The following is a 22837-nucleotide window of genomic DNA, read 5'->3' as shown; positions in this document are numbered from 1 at the left end:
ATCTATAATCTAAGCATTGAATAAATGTAGTATTTTGTTGAGATTTGCTCTCTTTGCTTTTGGTATGATAAGAAACATATCAAGCCCCCACCATATCGCTACACCCACTAAGCCCACATAACCTGCGATAAGCAAACTCAGCGAAACAATAGCCAAATCTGATAAATGCGTAAAAACCGCACTAATCATCAATAATGCATAAGATATAAACAAAAGGCTAACTTTCAATGCACCAATAACCCGATCTCCAATCATAAAGCGACCTACACCAAAAATGCCAAGTATTACACTGCCAACCCAAAACACCATTTGCACATTATAAAGCTTAAGTAAGGGCAAACCTATAACTATTTTTGCAAGCCCTACTTTATCAAGTTTTTTTAGCTTGCCTTTCACAAGCGTAATGCCTTCATTTGGAATCTTGTCGTATAGATGCAACATAATAAGTGATGGAACCATGATTTTCCTTTTACATTACAAGATTTTTTAGTTTGTTTTTAAAAAGCAATCCAAGAATCTCTTCTTCTTTGATTTGATTTGTATGGATTGTGCGTTTATGTTTTGTGCTTAAAATCTCACACAACTCTGCTATACATACAGGGCAAATACGCAAGGGATGCTCATAAAAAAGCCTTGTATCTACGCCACTAGAACGCACTCGATAATCAAAGGCATTTTTTGTCGGCACACATACTTTTATTAACTCTTGTGATACCCTTTTTATTGCTTCACATCGAATGAAATGCAAATATGGTGAATCTTGCTTTGCAAATGTGCGTTCATCAAGAACATAAATATAAGCAGTTGCCAAGTGAAGCTCTGCCCCAATGTATAACTCAAAAAATTTAGAATTGCTGTTAGATAAATCAATTTTCATTCCTTTTTGCAAGGTTTCGCTATCAAAAACACTTAAATTTGCTAAATGTTGTAATATTGTTTGTGTTTTGGAAAAAAGCTGTGAATCTTTTAATGATTTTTTTATCACATGATTGCTTTGTGCTGTGCTTGTGGCATTAGATTCTATATGAGTTTTTGTAGGGTGTTGCGTTTTAGTAGAATCTATTGTTTCAATAGATTCTTTTTGTATGGGATTTTGGGTTAAATCCATGCTTGAATCTTGCAGTATGCTTGTATCTGGTATGGCTATTGGCTTGATTGGATTTTGAAAGGTTTTTAGGAAAGCATGTTGTGCGCTATCTTGCATTATTCTAGTCCCTTTTGGTTGCGTGTTTTATAATTGTATATTTTGATTAGCATTTTTTACCTTTAATTCCTTATAAGATTTTACACATTTTAGAATCATAATTTTACATATCAAACAAATGAGTATTCTATAAAAAACCAAACTTTTATAATACTGCAAAAAACATACATAAAGTAGATTCTATCCTTGAAATTGCAATCTCATATATTTGTCATTTTGGTAATTGTAAAGACTCTATATTTGGTCTTTTTGCTTGATAGGGTGCTATCTCTTTTTCACTCATTTTTCGCCATACAAGTGTTTTGCCAAATACGCCTTTTTTATCCTTACTTACACGCACTTTTAGCTTATCATTATCCCACTCTGCACTTACATGATAGGTTGTGCCATTTTGAAAGTTATAGAGTTTGCCATTATGATATTCATTATCTTCTTTATTATATGTAAGATTCCATAAAAAGACACTTCCACCGACTTTTCTATCGCGAAGCTTTGGATCGGGATTTTTCACATCATTGCCAGAATCTTTGCCACTTTTATTTGCAAAGCCCACACCATAAAATTTGCCATTTTTTTGAAAAATCTCAACATAAGATTCATCATCTTTTGAAGGTATCGCATACACACCAGCAATATCACTTGCAAACAACACAGAGCTAAAACACAGCATAAAACAAGTTAGAAGAAAACGCATAAAAAACCTTTAATAGAATCTAGTAAAAATAGTTGAGATTATAACATACAAAAAAACCATATTATAAATATGTCTTACTTTGTGATATATTTTGGAGAATCTCTATGTATCATGGCATAAAAACTCCATGACAGCCATGCGGATTTTCACACCATTTTGCACTTGTGTCAGCACCTTGCAACAAGGACTTGCTAATACATCATCATCAATATCAATGTTTCTATGCACAGGTCCGGGGTGTAAAACGATAATATCTCTTCCTTCAATCAAGTCTTTAGTAATACAGAATCTATTCGCATAATCTTTCAGGCTACCATAAATCTGTGTGTTATGCCGCTCTGTTTGTGTGCGTAATGCCATGATAATATCTACTTCATCAATCACATCTTTTAGGTCATGTGCGATTTGCAATCGTGTTTTGTATAGAAAATGTGGTGGGGCTACTAGCACGACATTTATGCCAAAACGAGTGAGTAACTCAATATTGCTATTTGCTACCCTTGAGTTTTTAATATCCCCAACGATTGCTACTTTTTTACCTTTTAGCACAGATAACCCACGCAAACAATCATTATCGCCAAAATGATTTGCCATTGTGTAAAGGTCAAGCAGGGCTTGTGTCGGGTGTGCGTGTGCGCCATCACCGCCATTAATGATGGGGCAGGAAGTAAAATGTGCTAGAAAGTTTGGTGCGCCAGCACTTTTATGTCGCACTATGATTCCATGTGGCTGCATAGCATTTAGCGTTGCAGCGGTATCTGCCATGCTCTCACCCTTAGCAGTAGAGCTTTTTGCTACATCAAGGCTTATGACTTCCCCGCCAAGATTCTTAATCGCTATGGCAAAGCTACTTAATGTGCGGGTAGAGTTTTCAAAAAATATGGTAATAAATCGTTTATTTTTCAGCGTTTCTCTATTGTCAGTCATGGCTGCAGTGCGTTCAAATATATGCTTAATCTCTTCTACATGTAAATCAGTGGTTTGTATGAGATGCCTTATACTCATGTTTTACCTTAAAGTGTAATTTAGCTAAGTATTATAACAAATTTGCTAGAATACGCAGTAAATCTTTATATGAAAGCCATGTATGCGGATAGTTTTTAGGAATCTTTTATTATTGTTTTGTGTGTTGTGTTTTGGTTGCTCATCATATTTCTCAAAGTCTGAATTTTTAGATACGCCGACTGAGCTACTAGCACAAAATAGTCGCATGGTTTTACTTTCAGGTGTTGATGAAAAGCTAAAGATTGCCGCGAGATTAACGCATTTAAACAGCCTTGATAGCAGCATTTATAATGGTAGGGAATACTTTTTTTTAGAGATATTTAACGATGATGAATATGTTATAGTCCCAGATTCTATGCAGCTTAGCATGTTTGGCAGAAAGCCTTTATGGATACGCCCCATAGAAGCTAGAGAGTTTGATGACTTACTCACTTTATATAATAATCTATCTAATGGCTATCTCATTGCGTTTAGATACCCATCTGTTTTTGAAAAAAAGAACATGAAAATAGAGCTTAATATAGAGACCTTTAAACCAGCAGTATTTGACTTTTCATATATTATATTGGATTCAAAGTTGTGAATTTACATGATTTTTATGAGATTCTGTGTATAAATAATCTGAAATCGAATGACATAATATTTTGCTTTCATTATAGGGAATATTTTAGTTCTATATTTCATTGCGACATGGATTTTAGTTTGTCAATGCAAGAATTATTTAACGGCAAAGATTCTATTAGCATGGTTTTAAGTGGCATATTATTCTTATTATGTTAGCATTATGGTTTTGAAAGATTCTGTCTCAAGGAAGTAATATGTGCTTAGCAATCCCCTCTAAAGTCATAAGCATAAATAAAGAAACGAATATGGCAACACTTGATACACTTGGGGTGCAGCGTGAAGCAAGCCTTGATTTAATGCAGGATAATGTAGCTATCGGCGATTTTGTCTTACTGCATGTTGGCTATGTTATGGGTAAAATTGATGAAGAAGATGCGATTGAGAGTCTAAAACTCTATGCAGAAATGATAGCAGCCATGCAGGAAGAAGATGAAGAGCGACTTATGCTAGAAGAGGCAAATGGATTGTGAGTATGTGGCTTACAAGAAGCATGTTGGTATAATCCATGCCATTTAAGCTTTGATATAGATTTTAAGCAGAGAAAATAGCTTTAATTATGAAGCACAATCAATAACAATTAAAAACAACTAAGATTATTTTAGAAAATTAGAAAAAACGCATCACATTCTAATGCACTTCAATAACATTTGTAATTCAACACAAATGTTCACTATACCACTTAGGGAGCTTTTCCATACCAGAATCTTTAAACATATCTATTTTGCTTTTAGCATTTATCTCCCAGTAATCTAAGTCTTGATTAAAGCTTGTAGCACTCTCAAACATTCTATCCATATATCTCACATTGTGCATACGCCAGAATCTTAACTCTTGATTAAAAGAAGTTGCATTTCTAAACATTTCGCTAGTATTCCACACATCTGCAAGATTCCATTTATTTAAGGGCTGATTAAACTCTTTTGCATTTTTAAACATAGCACTCATGCTTGTTACATGGCTTACATTCCATGTATTTAAGCTTTGATTAAATTTCAACGCCCCTTCAAACATAGATCGCATTTCACGCACTTTTGATACATTCCATGATTCTAGGGGCTGATTAAACTCTTTTGCGTTTTTAAACATGGCAAGCATGCTTTCTACCCTTGAGACATTCCAAGAATGCAAGGGCTGATTAAAACTTATCGCGTTTTCAAACATATTTTCCATATATTTTACTTTGCTTACATTCCAAGCGTTAATATTTTGATTAAAAGAAGTGGCAAAGGCAAACATAGCATTCATATTGATCACATTTTCCACATTAAGAGATTCTAAAGCACCATTAAAAGACTTTGCACCATAAAACATCTCACGCATACTCTCAACATTTTTTGTATCCCATTTATTTAAGCTTTGATTAAAGTTTTCTGCCTCAAAAAACATGGCATTCATATAACGCACATTCGCCACATTCCAAGATTCTAAAGGCTGATTAAAAGCTTTAGCTCTTGCAAACATGTTATTCATGCTTTCAACTTTAGCTACATTCCATCGTGAAATATCTTGATTAAACTGCATGGCATCAGCAAACATAAAGTCCATATTTGTAACATTTGCTACATTCCATTTAGAAATATCATGGTTGAAATACTTTGCATGATCAAACATTGCATACATATTGGTAACATTTTTGACATTCCAAGATTCTATACCGCTAAAATCTCTCCGCATCGAGTTTTTAAACAACGCACTCATATCCTTAATCGCACTTGTATCAATGTCGCCTAGCTTTATGGTATTATTATCCACAAGGGCTTTTAGCTCGTTTTTTGTCTGCGGTGCGTGAAGTTTTTTTGTAGTTTTTGGTTTTGTAGCTTTTTGTTTAGAATCTAGCTTTTCTTCTGTGTCTTTTAGATTAGATTCTGTGCTTGTATCTTGTGTTTTTGTGTCTTGTTTTTTATCTTTATTTACATTGCTTTTAGAATCTTCTGTGTTTGGGTCAGCTTTAGAATCTTTTTCTGTTTTACTTGTAGTTTCTTTAGAATCTTTAGAATCCGGTGTTGTATTTTTCACACAACCTAGCATTACAATATGACAAAAAAATAAAGTGGCAATAAACATAAAACGCATAATTATTCCTTTACTTTATAGATTTAAAATCTAAAACAATTGCTGTCATGTTTAGACCTTGGGCGAAACACCTAGTATGAAATCTAAAAAGATATTTTGCCTATAAATCAAAATGACAAGATTTTAGATTCATTTTTTTGCACCTCGTAAGACCACAGCCACCCATTTGGATAAGAATCCATTTCTAGCAATTATCTGCGTTTAATAACAGGTGCACCAACTTCATCTACTTGTTGCGTGGTTTTAGAAGTTTTACCCATTTCATCACAAGCGACTTGCAAGCCTAGCTTGCATGACTTTTGATAGAAGCTTTTTGCTAAGTTTTTATTATTTTCATATTTATCAAACCAGTATGCAACATAGCGACACGACATAGCTTCATTTAACGCACAAGAGCGTTTAAAATAATCGATAGTTTGGGGTGATTGCATAGGCAGTCTCACAAAAGGCGCAATGGCATAGCCTAAGTCAAGCCCCTTTGTTACAAAATAATCAACATCAGCATAATGGTCTATTATACGCAACATGCGCGCATGAAAAAAGCATGAGGTCGCATCATCTCTCTCACACTCTTTTTTTGTAAGACTTAATGCTTTATCTACGATCATTTCATCATTATGATGTTTTAGAGATGGTGCGATAATTTGCTTTAAAAACTCGTTGTTATCATCTAAGGCTTCAAATGCAAAAAAGAGATTCACACAGCCTAAACTCTCACCTTTTTTACACGCTTTTCCATTCTTTACAATGCTTTTTGTAAGATCTTCTGCAAACTCCGCACTATCGTAGTTACTTAATGCCCTTTCTTCCCCAATATAATAGGCATTTAAGCATTCAATGACTGAGCCAAGCTTGCATTCCTTATAATGAAGTCCATAAGCCTTATCATACTCTTCGTCTGCTATGGCAACATTCGCATAATAGCCTGAAGTTTTACCATGTAGTTTATTCATCTCTGCATGTAAAGCGGCAATTTCTTCTGCTACACCTTCTTTATCATCGTCTTTATCTACGTTAGAATTCCCCGCACAAGCGATTAAAAGCAATGCCATTAAGAAAGCAAAGATATTAACACTAACCTTTTTCATATATTCCTCACCTATTATCATTTGGAATCTAAAGTATAACTAAAAATCGTGATTTTTAAGATATAAAGGGGGTAATATTTTGGTTTTTATAGTCTATTGCCACAAGCACACAGCACACAAAGCGTGTAGTTATGATACATGCTTAACAAAAAAGTATATCGCAACATTGCGGATAAGATATATGCTATAAAATATGGCAAGACATGATTGCTTCTTACATCTTCGTTTTAATCTCAATGCCTAGCATATTAAAGCCTGTTGTAAGGCTTAAAGATACAAGTAAGAATATTTTTAGAATCCCTGCTTCATGCTCGGTTTGTAAGATTCTATGTGCGTTGTAGAATGTGTGAAAAGATTTTGCGAGATTCTTTAGATATTCACATAATTTCTGTAATGCTCTCTCTTCATAACTTTGATTTAGCACATAAAAAAGCCCTAAACTTTGCAGTATTAGCTGCATGCTATCTTGTCCTAAGGAATCATTACTATCTAATAAAGTGCTTAAGTCTGTTTTGTTTATGTCTTCAAGTGATAGGCTAGATTTTTCTAGTAAAGTATGGATTCTAGCATTTGCATAATTGATATAAAACACGGGATTTGAAGAATCTTCTTTACTTAAATCCTGCACATCAAACTCCAAATGCGTATCAAGGCTCTTACTCAAAAATACAAACTTTAAGCTATCAGCCCCAATATCATTTACCACATCTTGAATGAGAATGAAATTCCCCGCTCTTTTACTCATTTTATAAGGTTGTCCATCTTTTAAAAGACTTACCATTTGTGCGAGTAATACTTCTAGATTATTAGAATCAAAGCCCAAAAAATCAATACTTGCTTTAATGCGTGCTATATAGCCATGATGGTCAGCACCCCAAATGTTAATGTAGTGATTATAATCTCTATCAAACTTGTCTTTATGATAGATTATATCCCCTGCCATGTAGGTTGGCATACCATTATCGCGGACCAAAACCCTGTCTTTTTCATCGCCTTTAAGTGTTGATTGTAGCCATATTGCACCATCTTGGTGTAAAAGGGCATTATGTGCTTCTAGGGTTTTCATCGTGTCATCAAATCTTGTGTATAGCTCTTTTTCACTCACAAAATAATCAAAGTCAATGGATAAAGAAGCTAGATTCTCTTTAATTACTTCTAGCATCATGTCTTTTGCGTATAGTCCTATCTTTTGTAAAATATCTGTTTTTTGTGAATCTGCTGTGCGAAAAAAACTCTCTCCAAAATGCTTAATCGCGTCCTGTGCGACAGAATCAATGTATTCTCCTTTATACACTTCGCCGCTAAGAGATTCTAAGTTTAGAATCTTTGCCGCACTATTATAGACAGATAGGGCTAACATATCGATTTGACTACCTGCATCATTGACATAATATTCACCCTTTATATCATAGCCTAGTCGCTTTCCTATGCGTTGCAGGACACTCCCAAAGATCGCCCCGCGTGCATGTCCTATATGAAGTGGTCCTGTTGGATTTGCACTCACATATTCAAGTAGAATCTTTGTATTTTTACACTCACCTTTTGCAAAATCTTTTGGTGATTGTAATGCTACTTCTAACATATATGTAAGGAAACCATGCGTGAGAGTGAGATTCAAATAGCCATTTAGAGCCTCTATAGATGAAAATATTTTCTTAAAAGGTTTAGTGCTATTAGAATCTAAGTCATATTGCATGAAAAAGTCTTGTAAAGTCTGTGCCAACACCTTTGGATTTGTGCGTAAAATCTTTGTGAGTGTAAAGCAAAGTGGTGTTGCAAAGTGTCCGTGTCGTTTATCTTTTGGGTGTTCTAATGCGATGATTAGATTTATTTTGTCTTGTGAGCTGTTAGAATCTTTCTTAGATTCTGTTTTAGATTCTATCATGGAATCTTGACTGATATTTGCATTATGCTTTGATGAAGTTTTTTTTTGATTTAAGGCGTTGTTTGTGCCTTGCTGGACTACGATATCTGTGCGATCTATTGATGATAGATAGGCTTTCGTAGCTTCTGTTAGAAATTCTTTTACCTTGTAATACATTATAGCTTTCCGTTTATATTTTCTCGGTTTGCTTTTGCTGGATAGTTGGACTAGATTCTATAACTTGGGCTTCTATAACTTCTGGCTTTTTTTCACTCTTTTGCTGCGGTTTAGCTTCGCTACTAGTTTGTTCCACCTTTTTGTCATCATCGTCTTCCATTTCTTTTTTAAAGGTTTTGATACCACTGCCAAGCCCTTTTGCTAGTTCTGGAATCTTCTTTGCACCAAATAATAAAACAATTACAAGCAACACTACAAGCCAATGCCATATACTCATGCTTCCCATCATTATACGCCTCCTAGATCTTTACTTTTTGCATATCTTGATCAAAAAAACTAACAATAACACAATCGCAATAATTACAAGTAATACTACAAGCAACACTACAAGCCAATGCCATATACTCATGCTTCCCATTATTTCTCCTTTATGTCTTCAACCTTTTACTATTGCTTTAGCTATAAAGCATATTGTGCTAATAAGGCTTGTATCTTTGTCTCATGGTTTGCAAACATAAGACTTTTTGCGATATGTAAAATAGCCTTTTTAGAATTTGTCATATTATCATTAATTAGCAAATAGTCAAAAGTATTTGCGTATTTTAACTCTTCTTTCGCATTAAAAAGTCGTTTTTGTATCACTTCATCGCTATCAGTCCCCCTTTTGCAAAGCCTATCTTGTAAAACATGTAGATTTTTGGGCGTGATAAATACAGATTTTGCAAGTGGATAGTATTTTTTAATGCTATTATGCCCCCTTACATCGACATCAAAGAGAATGAATTTGTCTTCTTGTATGGCTTTTTCTATCGGCTTTATACTCGTGCCATAAAAGTTATCATGCACCTCTTCATACTCTAAAAACTCACCCTTACTAATACCTTCTTTAAAGGCTTCCTTTGTGCTGAAGTAATACTCTCTGCCGTGTATCTCATTTTCCCTTGGCTTCCTTGTGGTAGTGGATATAGAGAAATAGAAGTTTGGTATTTCTGCCTGCAAAACCTTTGTTAATGTGCTTTTTCCAGCTCCAGATGGTCCAGATATGATTAGCATATTGTAATAAGCATTATTCACTAGAATCCTTTTTATTTGTTTTAGAATCTTATTTACTCTCTTGTGCAACATAGCCTTTGATATCATACTTTGCGATAAAGGCTTTTGCTTCATCATAGGTTTTAAATCCACGCAAAGCAACACGATAGCCTTTATCAGTTGGCACAATATCGATTGAATAATTCGTGTCTTTTACTATGCTTTGATTATCATCTTTGAATGATTTAGCTCTATTTTCATCACTAAAAACATTGAGTGAAATCATAAAATTGCCTTTATTAGTATTATTTATCTTAATATCACCTGCTTTAACATTGCCTGCTTTCGTGTCGCTTGGTTTAGTATCATTTGTTGCAGTATTATTGGAATCTAATTGTTTAGAATCTGCATGTCTAGGCTTTTTAGATTCCATATTTTCTACTTTAGAATCTGTTTTAGAATCTATTGCAGTTTGCTGCGTGTTTTCTTTTGCTTGGTTTTTTATCTCATTTTGTGCTTTTTTAGCAAGATTCTCTGTGGAATCTTTTAGCCTTTGCATAGCTTCATCTATGTCTTTTATAGATTCTGTATTATCAATATGTTTTGGGGTAATGCCGACAAAAGCAGAATCTAGAGTTTCATCTTTTGTTGGTTGTGGCTTTGGCTTTGTTTCATGTTTTGCTTCTTTAGTTTTACTTTGTGTTGTATCTTCAAATTCTGGTAATTCTTCTTCACTGATTTCAAAGGGTGTGGAATCTATTTCTTTGTTTTCTACTTTTGGACTATTTGCTACATTGCTTGTTTGATTTGTATGGCTAGATTCTGTTTGTGGTGTATTTTGTGGGTTTATGCTTTGTGTTTTAGAATCTTGTATGGGCATAGTGTAAGTATCTGTGCTTTGGGTGTTACTATGGGTTTGTGTGGTATTGCTTGTTTGGTTTGTGCTTGTAGATTTTGCGTGCGTGGTTGGTTCTTGCGGTATAGATTCTGTATGTGTTACTTGCGTATTTTGTCTTGGCTTTAAGATTGTATTTTGCTGTTGTGGTGCAGTGTATTGTTCTTTTGGTGGCTGTGGGCTAGATTCTGTATGTTTTACTTGTTGTTGTGTGGTCTGTTTAGGTGGTGTTTGCGGTTTAGAATCTTTTGGTGGTGTATTATGGACTAAATCTCCACCAAAACCTACTACCTCAACTCGCACATTTGCAATACCTTTGCCAACCATAGCAATATCATGTGCTGCAACATTTGATAAGTCAATAATGCGTCCTTCAACAAATGGTCCCCTATCATTTATCCTTACCACAGTGGTTTTACCATTGTCTTTATTATAGACTTTAACGATTGTATTCATAGGGAAAGTTTTATGGGCTGCGGTGTGTGCGTGCATGTTGTAGGTTTCGCCATTTGAAGTAGCCTTAGCGTGAAAATCTGGTCCATACCAACTTGCTATACCATCAAATGTATCACCGACTTTTACAGGGTGTGGGCGATAGGTTTTACCCCGCACGGTGTAGGGTCGCATAGTAGCCCTTTGTATTGCTTCACTATCTCGCATTCCACCTAAAAGCGATTGTGTAGGCGTAAAGCTCCCATCGCCTTTTACGGGCGGTTCATAATGTGTATTTGCTTGATTTGTTTGTGTGGATTTTGTGCCTTTTTTGCTTGTGGTGTGCTGCTGTGTGGCTCTATTATTTTGCGGTGTTTGTCTAATATTGTCTCTATCATTTGCTACAAGGGTGCTACTAAAGCTTGATTGTGTAGGCTGTGTGTAGTCTTGCCTATATTTAATGGTGTTATTGCCATAAGCATCCATTGATTCATAACTACGCAATGCACCATTGCCACCATTATACTTACTCTCTGGGGCACATGCGTTGAATAAAACAATACTGCCCAATGTCGTTGCTATACAAATATGTTTGTGTAAAAAATGCAATTTAGCTCCTAGTGATTTTTTTGGTTTTCATCTGCTTGGTATTTACTGCTGTCGTGCTTCCCTTTTGAATGCTTTGTTGTGCGTTTAGTGCGGGAAGTTTTAGCATTTGATTCACCATGAGTGCATTTGATTTTAATCCATTTAATTGTCTTATTCTATCAACGCTTGTATTATGTTTCCTTGCAATGCTTGAGAGGTTATCGCCTTTTTTCACCTTATATGTTGTAAAACGCGGTCGCGTATCAAGTGCATTTTTAAAATGCTGTTTGAAGTAGCTTAATTTTTCATAAGGCAAATATACTTGATATTCCTTTTGTGAAAATGGCACAAAATCATACTTAAAATGGCGATTATAATACCATAAATCATCAACTTTCATATTCGCACCCTTTGCGATATTTGCAAGTGAATTTCCAGCTTTTACATTTACAATCACAAGAGAATCACCCGCTCCGCGATTAAGCATATATTCTTTATCAGCTTGTTTTAACTCATGTGCGTTTGAGAATGTAAGAGACATAGACATAATTTTACGCAAATAATTGCGTGTTTCAAGTGGTAGATATTGCTTTTCTTCATCAAGTAACACTTCTATACTATCGCTTTCTGCTTCTCTTATCGCGCGATTTAATCGCCCTAAACCGCAATTATATGCCATTGCAGCAAGATACCATTTGCCTGTTGCTTTATGAAGATATTGTAAGTATTTGATCGCTGCTTGTGTGCTTTTTATAGGATCTTGCCTTTCATCTATATATTCATCTATGATTAGTCCTAGCTCTTTTGCTGTGGCTGGCATAAGCTGCCATATACCAGCAGCTTTTTTGGAGCTTAGAGCTTGTGATTTAAACTCAGATTCTGCCATAGCAAGAAATAAAAACTCCTGTGGCACATCTGCATCAGCTAACATTTTACGCAAGATAGGGATAAACTCATAACCATTATCAAACTGACGCGTAAGATATTTCCACTTTGTTGTATCTACATCGATTAGTCGCCCTTCAGATTCTAAAGTCGCAATGTATTCAATAGGTATATTAAAAGCATTGATTGTAGTCGTATCAAAGCGATTAAAATACTTATTTGTATTTGGTGTGTGCATACTATATTCTAAAAAATCAATGCTACTAAGAGTATCTGCAAACATTTGTGCTGTAAAAACCTGCATTGTAGAAATGGAAATACTACAAGCAAGAATAAACTTTTTCATCACATATATTCCTTTAAATGTTTAGTTTAGAGTGTAAATTAATACTTTGAGAGTGTAAAGTCAATGCAAAAATAATTCCTTAGAGATTTCATTTTCAAAAAATAAAGCGAAATTCTACAACATGTATGCTAATAATTACCAATATTTGTTTTGAAAATGCTATCATTATAGGGATTTTTGATACATAATGATTTGATTTTAAGCAGAATTGACACTTAGATTCACATTTTTAATATTAAATATTGCATGATTTTTATATAGAAAAGGGAAAAGCTAGAATGGATAGGGCAGATACAAACAAACAATACAGACTAAATGTCGCTGCTATCATTGTGTCATCGCAATATCCACGCGTTTGTGAGTTTTTTGTCGCTGAAAGAAGTGATTTAAAAAATGTATGGCAGTTTCCACAAGGAGGCATAGATTTGGGCGAAAGTCCAAAAGATGCGTTATTTAGAGAGCTAAAAGAAGAGATAGGCACAGATGATATAGAGATATTAGCAGAGTATCCCACATGGCTAACTTATGACTTTCCACCTATGGTTATAGAGAAAATGAAGCCCTATGCAGGACAGAAGCAAAAATATTTTCTTGTGAAATTAAAGCCCTTTGCAGAGATTAATTTACAGACACAAGAGCCAGAGTTTTCACAATATGCGTTTATGGATTTAGCTTCATTGCTACAAAAGGTTACAAAGTTTAAAAAGCATATTTATACGCAAGTGCTAGACTATTTTAAAAAGGAAGGTTATATTTAATGCTAATAGTTCAAAAATATGGCGGCACAAGCATGGGCAGCACAGAGCGGATACAAAATGTAGCAAACCGCGTAAGCAAAAGCGTAGAAGGCAATAATCTTGTTGTAGTCGTGTCTGCTATGAGTGGTGTAACAGATGAGATACTAGGCTATGGTAAGTCCTTTAGCCCGATACCAAATGAGAGGGATTTGGATATGGCATTAAGCAGTGGTGAGCAAATCAGTGCTGCCCTGCTTAGTATCGCATTGAATGCTATGGGATATAAATCAATCGCATTTAATGGCAGACAGGCTGGAATCATAACAGATTCTAATCACACAAAAGCACGCATTAAAGATATTAATACTGCAAATATTAAGCAGCATTTACAAGATGGATATATCGTAGTTGTAACAGGCTTTCAAGGATTAAGCGATAAAGGCGAGATTACTACACTTGGTCGTGGTGGTAGCGATTTATCCGCCGTAGCCCTTGCTGGTGCATTACATGCGGATTTATGCGAGATTTATAGCGATGTGGATGGAATCTATACGACAGACCCACGCATAGAAGAAAAGGCAAGAAAGATTGAGAGAATAAGCTATGATGAAATGCTGGAGCTTGCTAGTATGGGAGCGAAAGTCTTGCTTAATCGTTCAGTAGAGCTTGCAAAAAAGTGGAGTGTCCCGCTTTATGCAAAAAGTAGCTTTAGCGATGATAAAGGCACACTTATTACAACGGAGGAAAACATTATGGAACAACCTATTGTTAGCGGTATAGCACTAGATAAGAATCAAGCACGAGTGAGTTTAATCGGTATTAAAGATAAGCCCGGCATTGCCGCAGAGCTTTTTAGCAAGCTTGCTTCAGCAAATGTAAATGTAGATATGATAGTCCAAACAATCGGCAGAGATAGTAAAACTAATCTTGATTTCACAGTGCCAAAAAATGAGCTTGATAAAGCAAAATTAACACTAGAAGCCTTTAAAGTCAATGCGGATTTAATCGACTATGACCATGAAGTAGCCATTGTATCAATTGTAGGTGTTGGTATGAAAAGCCATAGCGGTGTCGCAGCAAAGGCATTTGAAGCAATGGCAAATGATAATATCAATATTCGCATGATTAGCACAAGTGAGATTAAAATCTCAATGCTAATTGATCTAAAATATGCGGAATTAAGTGTGAGAACACTCCATGCAGCCTATGAGCTTGATAGATAGAAAGCTAGATTCTAATAATTGTCATGTTGAGCGTAAGTAGGCACTAACACAGAATCTAAAAAAGATATTTCATGCTTACGCACTCAATATGATAGGGTTTTAGATTCTATAGAGCCAGAATAAGTTAGTATAGAATCTTTAGAAACTAAAGCTTGGTTTAGTATGCATTTTAAGTCGATATTAAAGAATAACTTTATAACTTGAAGATTACAAAAGGAACAATATGAATCATCATCATAGCCCAATAAATATTGACATAAAACCACAGATTGATTATCCATGTATATGGCGTTATCGTGTGATAGGTTTTAGTAAAGAAATTGTGCTAGAAGCGATTGAAAAAGTCTTTATAGGCAAGGCAGATATTGCCCCAGTGGAGCATATCTCAAGTCATGGTAAATATGTCGCGCTTAATTGCTCGATTGAAGTAAAAGATGATTCTGAGAGGCTTGCGTATTTTGATGGTTTGACAAAGCAGCATGGCATTATTATGGTGATTTAGTTTAGGATTTATATGATTGCAAAGATTTTAGCTGGGTTTTATCTGCTTCTTGTTGGGGTTTGCATAGGTGGCATTATTGTTACAAATATTTCAGAATCTATTATCATGAGTATAGATATAGTGTTTAGAAATAATGATTTTAGCACTACGCTTATCACAAAATATGATCAAGGCATTATTCTTGCACCCATACTTTTGCAGGTTGGATATATGCTTGTGTTTGCGGCTATTTTTATGCTATTTTATGAAACGATGAGCTATAGATTCCAAAAAAGCACCTTTTTTGTATGGGCGTGTAATGTGCTAAATGCTATCCTTATGTTTTTATTTGGTTTATTTTACGCACCGAACATTGCAAAGATCTTCAATGAAGAGCCAAAAGTTATGGCAAGTCCAGATTCAGAATCTTTTTTAAATCAAAGTGAGCTTATACTAAAATTATTGCTTGCTACTTTGCTTATTGCCTTTTTTGCACGCATTATTCTTATGCATAAAAGGGGTGTAACAGAGTTAAGACTAACCAAACAAAAAGATGATAAAAAACCACAATAGCTATAACCATGTGTTACAGCCCAATGAGTCTTAATTTATGAATGATATACAATCACATAAGAAAAAATCTATTATCATATATCTCGTGTTTATTATCGCAGCCCTTATACTCAGTGTCTTTTCATGGTATCACATTGAAAAAGATTCTAAAAACAAAGATATTAATCCTTTGTCTCTAGACTCGCAAACTATGCAACACTTACAAATAAACGAAGCCCCACCCATACATATCCAAACACATATAGAATCTACAACAGCAAACAAAAGCCCTAAAGATTTGACACAGCTAGATTCATCAGGCTTTAATAATGAGAGTAACCACATATCAGCACAAATAGATTCTAATAATTGCCATAATGCAAAATCCACTTTTTGCCACGACTTGCAAAGCCAAGCATCTAGCATAGAAACTAAGCAAAATTTAGATTCTAATCATTGCCATTTTGAGTATAGCAAACAATCTAACACAAATTCTAAAAGCGATATTTCACCTGTTACTAGCAATAAAGAATCTATTACCCACCCTTGCAGAAATGATAAGTCTCCAAACTTCATAAAAAATAGCGACAAAACAACAATAACATACACAAAAAATCTACAAAGATTCTACAAAAAGCCAAAGGTTGTAATAATCATTGATGACCTAGCAAACAAAAAGGATATAAACAATTTTCAATCGTTACATTTAAAGCTAACGCTATCGCTTTTTCCAAAGCAATTCTTCAGCAAAAATAACCCAGACATTGCAAAAACACTTGAATTTTACATGATACATTTGCCACTTGAAGCACATAATTTTGAGCAACAAGGCGTTATAAATTTACGCATAGGCGATAGCCTCCAAACAATAGAATCTCACATCGCACAAATTAAAAAAGATTTTCCAAAATTAGCCTATATTAATAATCATACAGGCAGCCGCTACACAGAAAGCAGGGAAGATATGCAGAAATTATTGCAAGTCCTTGCTAGACATAAAATTAGCTTTGTAGATTCTCTAACGACTTCAAAAAGTGTTGCTGGAAAACTTTTAAAAGAACAACATAAAATCCATATCGCACGCAATGTGTTTTTAGATAACCAAGCAAATGTTGCCTCCATTGCTAAACAACTGAATACAGCACTAAAAATCGCAAATAAACAAGGCTATGTCATAGCGATAGGACACCCAAAGCAATCAACCTATCAAGTCTTAAAAGAATATAAAGAAATATTATTAAATGACTATGAAATGCTTTATATAAACGAGCTTGACTTGTTACTACAAAAACACAATATAAGCGATACAAAAACGCCATTGCCATTGCTAGAGTGATGACAATCTAAGAATGACTTACTATTTCGCACCTTTCTTATACTTTTGCATAAATTTTTATGTTATGATAACACAATTTCAAATACACGGCATTGCAATATTATTTGGTTTAAAAGTTGTCAATATACAAAATTAGAGGTATTAATGAGCGATTATAAGATTGTAGAGCTTACCTGTGGATTAGGCAATCAAATGTTTCAATACGCCTTTGCAAAAGCATTGCAAAAACACCTACAAGTGCCAGTTTTGCTTGATAAAACTTGGTATGATACACAAGATAATTCCACACAATTTAGCTTAGATATTTTTAATGTTGATTTAGAGTATGCCACAAACACACAGATAGAAAAGGCAAAAGCTAGAGTTTCGAAGCTACCCGGTCTTTTAAGAAAGATGTTTGGTTTGAAAAAACATAATATTGCATATAGTCAATCTTTTGATTTTCATGATGAGTATCTTTTGCCAAATGATTTTACATATTTCAGTGGATTTTTTCAAAACGCAAAATATTTAAAGGGACTTGAGCAAGAATTAAAAAGTATTTTTTATTATGATTCTAATAACTTTAGTGACTTTGGTAAGCAACGATTGGAGTTAATATTGCAGGCAAAAAATAGCATTTTTATCCATATTCGCAGAGGCGATTATTGCAAAATAGGTTGGGAACTCGGTATGGACTATTACAAAAGAGCAATACAATATATTATGGATCGTGTGGAAGAACCAAAATTTTTTATATTTGGTGCAACCGACATGTCATTTACTGAACAATTTCAAAAAAATCTTGGATTAAATGAAAGCAATTCGGTAAATCTTAGTGAAAAAACAATTACTCAAGACAATCAGCATGAAGACATGTTTCTCATGCGTTATTGCAAACATGCTATACTTGCAAACAGCTCGTATAGTTTTTGGAGTGCATACTTAAATAATGACGCAAATAATATCGTCATAGCCCCAACTCCATGGCTTTTAGACAATGACAATATTATCTGTGATGATTGGATAAAAATTTCTTCAAAATAAAGGATAATAATGAAATACTCATTAAAACGATTTTTACAAAATATCATTTATCTTGCAAGGTATAATTTAAAGGATATCAATAATAATTCTTTGGTATATATGAAACATAGGATTAATTTTGCAGCTAAACTTCGAAATGAGATAAAAAATGACTTTGATATATTGAAACCACCGCGAGTAAAAAGCACTGCTGACACCATGAAAGAATTGGTAAATACGAATAAAAGTATTATTCGTTTTGGGGATGGTGAGTATATTATCATGGGGGGGGGGGGCATTCCTTTCCAAGAATACAATAAAGAATTAGCTGATAAGTTATCAGAGATTATTTTATCTGATTATGAGAATTTGCTAATAGGGCTTAGTGGCGGACATTTTCATTCGCCCTCACCAGATGCGAACAACATTGCGCTAGAATACGATTACTCTTGGGTAGTTGAAAATTACAATCTTATTATGAAACGCACGATACCCGGAAAAGAGTATGCATGTGGTGGTATTTCACAAGTATATGCTTGGGACTCAAACCGCAAGGAAGAGACACAGAAACATTACGACATGTTTAAACAAATCTTTAGTAATAAGAAAATAATGCTCGTTTGTGGTGATAAAATCCTTGTAGATATAAAATTCAATATTTTAGAAGGGTCTCAAGTTGAATACATTTATGGTCCCACAAAACACGCATATAGAGATATTGATAGGCTAAGGAAAGAACTTAATGATAAAGTGAGTGGGGATGAGGTATTATTGTTTGCACTTGGTCCGGCAGGAAAAGTACTTGCTTATGAAATGTTTTTAAAAGGCTTTAGGGTATTGGACATAGGGCACACTATTAAGGATTATGACACATATATGCGTGGGGTTGAGATGACGGATGAGACAATCAAAGACTTCTTTGCACCAGATGAGTAATGCTTGTGGAATGTGATTTTACGGACCCATAGTAAAACTATTAGTATAGTATAGAATCTATTTTGGAATCTTATCCTATCTCATTTTACCTAATTTTCCCAAATCATCATTTTGCTGTTATAATATCGCACTGAAAAGAAAAGCATTCAAGGTATATTATGAAAACTATAAATGTAGCAATTATTGGTGTTGGGGTTGTGGGGAGTAGCGTTATTGAGATTTTGCAGCAAAATAGAGATATCATACAGGCAAGAACAGGGGCTTTTATTATCCCAAAGATTGGTATCGCAAGAAATATTCACAATAAAAATGTCAATATCCCCTTAAGCACAAATATCGATGACGCGCTAAATGACCCAGAGATTGATATTATCGTAGAGCTTATGGGCGGTGTGGAGCTGCCTTATAAAATCGCCCTTAAAGCCTTAGCAAATAAAAAAGGCTTTGTTACTGCAAATAAAGCTATGCTAGCATATCACAGGCATGAGCTAGAGCTAAAAGGGAGTGAATCTTCCATTGGTTTTGAAGCGAGTGTGTGCGGTGGCATACCCATTATTAAGGCTTTGCGTGATGGCTTATGTGCGAATCATATCTTAAGTATCCGTGGCATTATGAATGGCACGAGTAACTATATCCTAACGCAAATGAGTAATAACAACACAGATTTTGCTACTGCTTTGAAACAAGCACAGAATCTAGGCTATGCAGAAGCCGATCCTACACTTGATATTAATGGCAGTGATAGCGCGCATAAGCTATTAATACTTGCTTCACTTGCCTATGGTATCCATGCGAAAATGGAAGATATTATCGTTGAGGGGATTGAAGATATTAGCCTTGAGGATATCCGCTTTGCATGCGAGCATGATTATAGCGTAAAGCTGCTAGGCATTGCTAAAAAGCAGGATAACGCACTTGAATTACGCGTGCATTTATGTATGATACCAAAAGATTCTATGCTTGCAAAAACTGATGGTGCAATGAATGCCATTAGTGTAATAGGCGATAAAGTCGGTGAAAGCGTGTATTATGGAGCGGGTGCTGGTGGGAGTGAGACGGCAAGCTCTGTTGTGAGTGATATTATAGAGATTGTGCGTAGTAAAACCGCACCTATGCTAGGCTATGTCGCAGGCTTTCAACACAGCTTAGAACAAAACATGGTGCTACTACCAAAAGATAAGATTATAAGCCGCTACTATGTGCGATTGCAAGTCGATGATAAGCCCGGCGTATTAGCACATATTGCAGAAGTATTAGCCACACATAATATTTCTATACAATCGCTTATCCAAAGAAAGCCAAAAGACCTTGACACACATTCAGCCCTGCTTTTACTTGCCACACATACATGCGCTGAAGTGCAGATAAAAAAAGCTTTAGAATCATTAGAAAACCTAAAAGAAGTCAGCAAAAAGCCTTATATGATAAGAATAGAATCTTTATAATGTTATATATTCATCTCATATGTCTTTTTATCCTATCTTTTCTCATTTTGGGTTGTGATGATAAAAAAGATTCAAATATATTTATGCAGACTAGCAGTGATTTAGCATATACTACTGAAAAGCTAGATTCTAATCCCCTAACTTTAAAAGAGATTCCAAAAGAAGTAAATGATTATACAGCCCTTTATAATGCCTATTTGACAAGGCAAAATAAGGGTAAAAAAAGCAGCATAAAAGAAGCAAAGATTATAGATAAAACCTTTGTAAGACTAAGACATACATATAAAAATGATAAAGATATCATGCAGATTCTAGAATCTTTTTCGTGTATATTGCCAGATTGCAGTGCGACAAAGATAAAAGATACTTATTTCTACCCAGATATGAATATACAAGAAGCCTTTTTTGCGATAATAGCGGATAAAAAGACAGAGACTTTCACGCATTTTGACATTATCAAAGATTATAGCTATGTGTTAAAAGACATGCAGACAACAAGTATCGACTTACAAGCCCAATATGATAAAATAACCCCATTTCAAACATTGAAATTCACATGGGATACTCAATCTCTAGAGATAGCTCTCACCCCAAAAGAAGAGATATGCAAACCCTATATTTATACATACAGGACAATCTTTATACAAGATTCTAATGGTGTGAGAGTGAGACCGCAAGAAGAGCGATTAAGCGTATTTTCATATCCCACACGGCTTGTAGATTTTGTAGCAAAAAGTTGTGCTTGTGCGAGATTTTATAGGTATATCCCAGAACTCACCCAAGCAGAAAAGAGAGTAGCAAAAAATGCCCTAGCCCCAGATAAAAAACATTGTGAAAATCTTGCAAATGAGCGTAAAGCTTTATGGGATACATATATGCAAGATTCTAGAGTTATTGGAATCTTACAACATGAACAGAGTTTATATCCTTAGATTCTTAGTCTGTCAATGCAGTATCTTACATAAACTTCTACTTTATATAGTGTGAAATACAAAGGTAAATATCATTTGTAGTTGCATATATTTGCAACAATCTATTTTAAAAGCATACTATGGTTAGTGTGATATAAATACGCTATCCTTAAGCCAACAACAATATTTTCCAAACTTACACTTTATGTCTCACAGCAATACTTGCTCTATTAAAATAAATAAAGATTTATTTCTGCATAACCTACTTGAGAGATGTGTTAATAATTATGTAAATCGCCTACTCTATACGAGCGTGCTTCCACAAATCCCCTAGCTTTTTATCCCATTCTTGTGGTGTGAATTTATCCGTGCCACCAGCTGGGGTAAAAGTGAGCTCACCCACATAAATATTCATCTCAACGCAATATAAATCCACACGCACATATTGAAAAGCTTGAGCTAGAAGCAATGACATATCAAGCATTTCACCTAGCATAATGGGCTTTTGTGGAATCTGTAAAGACTTCTTCTCATAGTCAAAAGGCACTTTATGCCACTTTGTATCCATTGCAATTTCTTTTTGCCCTGTGTGCCTATCCGTGATAACTTCAATATGACTTATGATATTTTGCATTGTGTGTATCTTATAGTCTATGAGTGAGTGTTTTTGCGTATCCCCCAACATCTCCTCCGCAAAGATTCTAGGCTCTATATCTTTATAATGCCATTCTCTATACATTGTGTAAAAGTTTGTGTTTAAATGATTTGTAAGTTTAGTTATAGCTTCATTAAAGCTTTTAGAATCTTTTAAAAAAGTGTCTTTATCTTTTACTAAGACTACACCACCACAATCGTGATTTGTCTTTAATACAAAGCTTTGTGGAAGTTTAGAGAAATCAATCTCATTAACACTTTTATAGATTCCATAGAGTTTTGGTAAGTATTGACATTCATTTGCATTAAAGAGCTCTTGTGTGAGTGTGTCAATAGGTTGGAAAAGCAGGGAATCTTTAGCAAGAAGTGAGTTTAGATTCTGTGTTGCTTGATTGGGTATAGGATTTTGGAGTGTGTTTTGTGTGGTTTCTAGATTCTGTATTGCTTGTGAGAATTTATTACCAGATTCTGTGTTGTTTTGATTTAGGCTATATTTGCCCCCCCCCCCCCGTAGTTATATGAGTTATATGATTTGTATGAGAAACTAGAGTATTAGCATCTTTGTTAGAGTCTAGTGTATTGTTAGCATTAAAGTCTTTTAATATTGTTGCTATATAGATTCTAGCTTTGAGTTTATCTGCTAGGGCTGT

Annotated in this window: 23 protein-coding genes and 1 pseudogene; 11 read left to right on the top strand and 13 right to left on the bottom strand. The window is 34.7% G+C overall.

Annotated features, from left to right (window positions below; genetic code table 11):
• Nucleotides 1-9: 9 nt before the first annotated feature.
• The 4 genes from T368_RS0107150 to T368_RS0107135 form a co-directional block, all read right to left on the bottom strand.
• On the bottom strand, nt 10-459 hold the full coding sequence (locus T368_RS0107150) for a hypothetical protein (RefSeq protein ID WP_004087495.1): 450 nt from the start codon (nt 457-459) through the stop codon (nt 10-12).
• 10 nt (nt 460-469) lie between these two features.
• Nucleotides 470-1204, bottom strand: coding sequence for a hypothetical protein (locus T368_RS0107145; protein ID WP_004087494.1), 735 nt, complete (start codon nt 1202-1204; stop codon nt 470-472).
• A 211-nt stretch (nt 1205-1415) separates the two neighbouring features.
• A complete protein-coding gene (locus T368_RS0107140; protein WP_004087493.1) occupies nt 1416-1898 on the bottom strand; it encodes a DUF2147 domain-containing protein in 483 nt (160 codons plus the stop codon).
• Nucleotides 1899-2000: 102 nt separating this feature from the next.
• Nucleotides 2001-2903, bottom strand: a complete 903-nt coding sequence (locus tag T368_RS0107135; RefSeq protein ID WP_004087492.1) for an aspartate carbamoyltransferase catalytic subunit — start codon at nt 2901-2903, stop codon at nt 2001-2003.
• An 82-nt stretch (nt 2904-2985) separates the two neighbouring features.
• On the opposite strand from T368_RS0107135, the gene T368_RS0107130 reads away from it, so the two are divergent.
• Together T368_RS0107130 and T368_RS0107125 are read left to right on the top strand one after the other, a co-directional pair.
• Entirely contained in the window at nt 2986-3486 is a 501-nt protein-coding gene (locus tag T368_RS0107130; RefSeq protein WP_004087489.1) for a hypothetical protein, read from the top strand.
• 235 nt (nt 3487-3721) lie between these two features.
• Complete coding sequence (locus T368_RS0107125) at nt 3722-3997, top strand: HypC/HybG/HupF family hydrogenase formation chaperone (RefSeq protein WP_004087484.1); 276 nt, start codon at nt 3722-3724, stop codon at nt 3995-3997.
• A gap of 184 nt (nt 3998-4181) precedes the next feature.
• Here the strand turns inward: T368_RS0107125 and T368_RS0107120 are convergent, their stop codons facing one another.
• The 8 genes and pseudogenes from T368_RS0107120 to T368_RS0107085 all read right to left on the bottom strand — a co-directional run bounded on the left by T368_RS0107120 (nt 4182) and on the right by T368_RS0107085 (nt 12907).
• Nucleotides 4182-5600: a BspA family leucine-rich repeat surface protein gene (locus T368_RS0107120; protein WP_004087483.1), complete on the bottom strand. Its 1419-nt coding sequence runs from the start codon at nt 5598-5600 to the stop codon at nt 4182-4184.
• A 191-nt stretch (nt 5601-5791) separates the two neighbouring features.
• Nucleotides 5792-6688: a hypothetical protein gene (locus T368_RS0107115; RefSeq protein WP_004087482.1), complete on the bottom strand. Its 897-nt coding sequence runs from the start codon at nt 6686-6688 to the stop codon at nt 5792-5794.
• Nucleotides 6689-6902: 214 nt separating this feature from the next.
• The gene (argS, locus tag T368_RS0107110; protein ID WP_004087481.1) at nt 6903-8729 is read right to left on the bottom strand and encodes an arginine--tRNA ligase; all 1827 of its coding nucleotides are present in this window, start codon (nt 8727-8729) and stop codon (nt 6903-6905) included.
• A gap of 13 nt (nt 8730-8742) precedes the next feature.
• Nucleotides 8743-9018, bottom strand: a complete 276-nt coding sequence (gene tatA, locus T368_RS0107105; protein WP_004087480.1) for a twin-arginine translocase TatA/TatE family subunit — start codon at nt 9016-9018, stop codon at nt 8743-8745.
• A 170-nt stretch (nt 9019-9188) separates the two neighbouring features.
• Nucleotides 9189-9803 (bottom strand): guanylate kinase, encoded by a 615-nt coding sequence (gene gmk / locus T368_RS0107095; protein WP_004087479.1) that lies wholly within the window; start codon nt 9801-9803, stop codon nt 9189-9191.
• Nucleotides 9804-9831: 28 nt separating this feature from the next.
• Nucleotides 9832-10743, bottom strand: coding sequence for an SPOR domain-containing protein (locus tag T368_RS17385; RefSeq protein WP_407918945.1), 912 nt, complete (start codon nt 10741-10743; stop codon nt 9832-9834).
• A gap of 144 nt (nt 10744-10887) precedes the next feature.
• A pseudogene (locus T368_RS17295) lies at nt 10888-11472 on the bottom strand (septal ring lytic transglycosylase RlpA family protein); the annotation flags it as partial.
• A gap of 226 nt (nt 11473-11698) precedes the next feature.
• Entirely contained in the window at nt 11699-12907 is a 1209-nt protein-coding gene (locus T368_RS0107085) for a lytic transglycosylase domain-containing protein (RefSeq protein ID WP_004087471.1), read from the bottom strand.
• 278 nt (nt 12908-13185) lie between these two features.
• On the opposite strand from T368_RS0107085, the gene T368_RS0107080 reads away from it, so the two are divergent.
• The 9 genes from T368_RS0107080 to T368_RS0107040 all read left to right on the top strand — a co-directional run bounded on the left by T368_RS0107080 (nt 13186) and on the right by T368_RS0107040 (nt 21554).
• Complete coding sequence (locus T368_RS0107080) at nt 13186-13665, top strand: RNA pyrophosphohydrolase (RefSeq protein ID WP_004087469.1); 480 nt, start codon at nt 13186-13188, stop codon at nt 13663-13665.
• Nucleotides 13665-14867 (top strand): aspartate kinase, encoded by a 1203-nt coding sequence (locus T368_RS0107075; protein WP_004087468.1) that lies wholly within the window; start codon nt 13665-13667, stop codon nt 14865-14867. The genes T368_RS0107080 and T368_RS0107075 overlap by 1 nt, the downstream gene beginning before the upstream one ends.
• 223 nt (nt 14868-15090) lie before the next feature.
• Nucleotides 15091-15369: an HP0495 family protein gene (locus T368_RS0107070; RefSeq protein ID WP_004087467.1), complete on the top strand. Its 279-nt coding sequence runs from the start codon at nt 15091-15093 to the stop codon at nt 15367-15369.
• Nucleotides 15370-15381: 12 nt separating this feature from the next.
• Nucleotides 15382-15921, top strand: coding sequence for a hypothetical protein (locus T368_RS0107065; RefSeq protein WP_004087465.1), 540 nt, complete (start codon nt 15382-15384; stop codon nt 15919-15921).
• 37 nt (nt 15922-15958) lie between these two features.
• Nucleotides 15959-17236 carry a divergent polysaccharide deacetylase family protein gene (locus T368_RS0107060; RefSeq protein WP_004087463.1) on the top strand — a complete coding sequence of 426 codons (1278 nt, stop codon included), beginning with the start codon at nt 15959-15961 and terminating at the stop codon, nt 17234-17236.
• 144 nt (nt 17237-17380) lie between these two features.
• On the top strand, nt 17381-18262 hold the full coding sequence (locus tag T368_RS0107055; RefSeq protein ID WP_004087461.1) for an alpha-1,2-fucosyltransferase: 882 nt from the start codon (nt 17381-17383) through the stop codon (nt 18260-18262).
• A gap of 9 nt (nt 18263-18271) precedes the next feature.
• Nucleotides 18272-19177, top strand: coding sequence for a GT-D fold domain-containing glycosyltransferase (locus T368_RS0107050; protein ID WP_027338386.1), 906 nt, complete (start codon nt 18272-18274; stop codon nt 19175-19177).
• 158 nt (nt 19178-19335) lie between these two features.
• Entirely contained in the window at nt 19336-20622 is a 1287-nt protein-coding gene (locus T368_RS0107045) for a homoserine dehydrogenase (RefSeq protein WP_004087454.1), read from the top strand.
• Complete coding sequence (locus T368_RS0107040; protein ID WP_004087453.1) at nt 20622-21554, top strand: hypothetical protein; 933 nt, start codon at nt 20622-20624, stop codon at nt 21552-21554. The genes T368_RS0107045 and T368_RS0107040 overlap by 1 nt, the downstream gene beginning before the upstream one ends.
• A gap of 277 nt (nt 21555-21831) precedes the next feature.
• Here the strand turns inward: T368_RS0107040 and T368_RS0107035 are convergent, their stop codons facing one another.
• Nucleotides 21832-22434 (bottom strand): ATP-grasp fold amidoligase family protein, encoded by a 603-nt coding sequence (locus tag T368_RS0107035; RefSeq protein ID WP_230455648.1) that lies wholly within the window; start codon nt 22432-22434, stop codon nt 21832-21834.
• Between the last annotated feature and the right edge of the window lie 403 nt (nt 22435-22837).

The sequence above is a fragment of the Helicobacter bilis ATCC 51630 genome (assembly GCF_000686565.1).
Lineage (GTDB): Bacteria > Campylobacterota > Campylobacteria > Campylobacterales > Helicobacteraceae > Helicobacter_A > Helicobacter_A bilis.
This window is presented reverse-complemented; position numbering and strand designations above follow the sequence as displayed.

What these genes read in the sequence shown, in the direction of transcription:
- T368_RS0107150 (WP_004087495.1), bottom strand. Translation starts at nt 459, where the DNA reads ATGGTTCCATCACTTATTATGTTGCATCTATACGACAAGATTCCAAAT.
- T368_RS0107145 (WP_004087494.1), bottom strand. Translation starts at nt 1,204, where the DNA reads ATGCAAGATAGCGCACAACATGCTTTCCTAAAAACCTTTCAAAATCCA.
- T368_RS0107140 (WP_004087493.1), bottom strand. Translation starts at nt 1,898, where the DNA reads ATGCGTTTTCTTCTAACTTGTTTTATGCTGTGTTTTAGCTCTGTGTTG.
- T368_RS0107135 (WP_004087492.1), bottom strand. Translation starts at nt 2,903, where the DNA reads ATGAGTATAAGGCATCTCATACAAACCACTGATTTACATGTAGAAGAG.
- T368_RS0107130 (WP_004087489.1), top strand. Translation starts at nt 2,986, where the DNA reads ATGCGGATAGTTTTTAGGAATCTTTTATTATTGTTTTGTGTGTTGTGT.
- T368_RS0107125 (WP_004087484.1), top strand. Translation starts at nt 3,722, where the DNA reads ATGTGCTTAGCAATCCCCTCTAAAGTCATAAGCATAAATAAAGAAACG.
- T368_RS0107120 (WP_004087483.1), bottom strand. Translation starts at nt 5,600, where the DNA reads ATGCGTTTTATGTTTATTGCCACTTTATTTTTTTGTCATATTGTAATG.
- T368_RS0107115 (WP_004087482.1), bottom strand. Translation starts at nt 6,688, where the DNA reads ATGAAAAAGGTTAGTGTTAATATCTTTGCTTTCTTAATGGCATTGCTT.
- argS (WP_004087481.1), bottom strand. Translation starts at nt 8,729, where the DNA reads ATGTATTACAAGGTAAAAGAATTTCTAACAGAAGCTACGAAAGCCTAT.
- tatA (WP_004087480.1), bottom strand. Translation starts at nt 9,018, where the DNA reads ATGATGGGAAGCATGAGTATATGGCATTGGCTTGTAGTGTTGCTTGTA.
- T368_RS0107085 (WP_004087471.1), bottom strand. Translation starts at nt 12,907, where the DNA reads ATGAAAAAGTTTATTCTTGCTTGTAGTATTTCCATTTCTACAATGCAG.
- T368_RS0107080 (WP_004087469.1), top strand. Translation starts at nt 13,186, where the DNA reads ATGGATAGGGCAGATACAAACAAACAATACAGACTAAATGTCGCTGCT.
- T368_RS0107075 (WP_004087468.1), top strand. Translation starts at nt 13,665, where the DNA reads ATGCTAATAGTTCAAAAATATGGCGGCACAAGCATGGGCAGCACAGAG.
- T368_RS0107070 (WP_004087467.1), top strand. Translation starts at nt 15,091, where the DNA reads ATGAATCATCATCATAGCCCAATAAATATTGACATAAAACCACAGATT.
- T368_RS0107065 (WP_004087465.1), top strand. Translation starts at nt 15,382, where the DNA reads ATGATTGCAAAGATTTTAGCTGGGTTTTATCTGCTTCTTGTTGGGGTT.
- T368_RS0107060 (WP_004087463.1), top strand. Translation starts at nt 15,959, where the DNA reads ATGAATGATATACAATCACATAAGAAAAAATCTATTATCATATATCTC.
- T368_RS0107055 (WP_004087461.1), top strand. Translation starts at nt 17,381, where the DNA reads ATGAGCGATTATAAGATTGTAGAGCTTACCTGTGGATTAGGCAATCAA.
- T368_RS0107050 (WP_027338386.1), top strand. Translation starts at nt 18,272, where the DNA reads ATGAAATACTCATTAAAACGATTTTTACAAAATATCATTTATCTTGCA.
- T368_RS0107045 (WP_004087454.1), top strand. Translation starts at nt 19,336, where the DNA reads ATGAAAACTATAAATGTAGCAATTATTGGTGTTGGGGTTGTGGGGAGT.
- T368_RS0107040 (WP_004087453.1), top strand. Translation starts at nt 20,622, where the DNA reads ATGTTATATATTCATCTCATATGTCTTTTTATCCTATCTTTTCTCATT.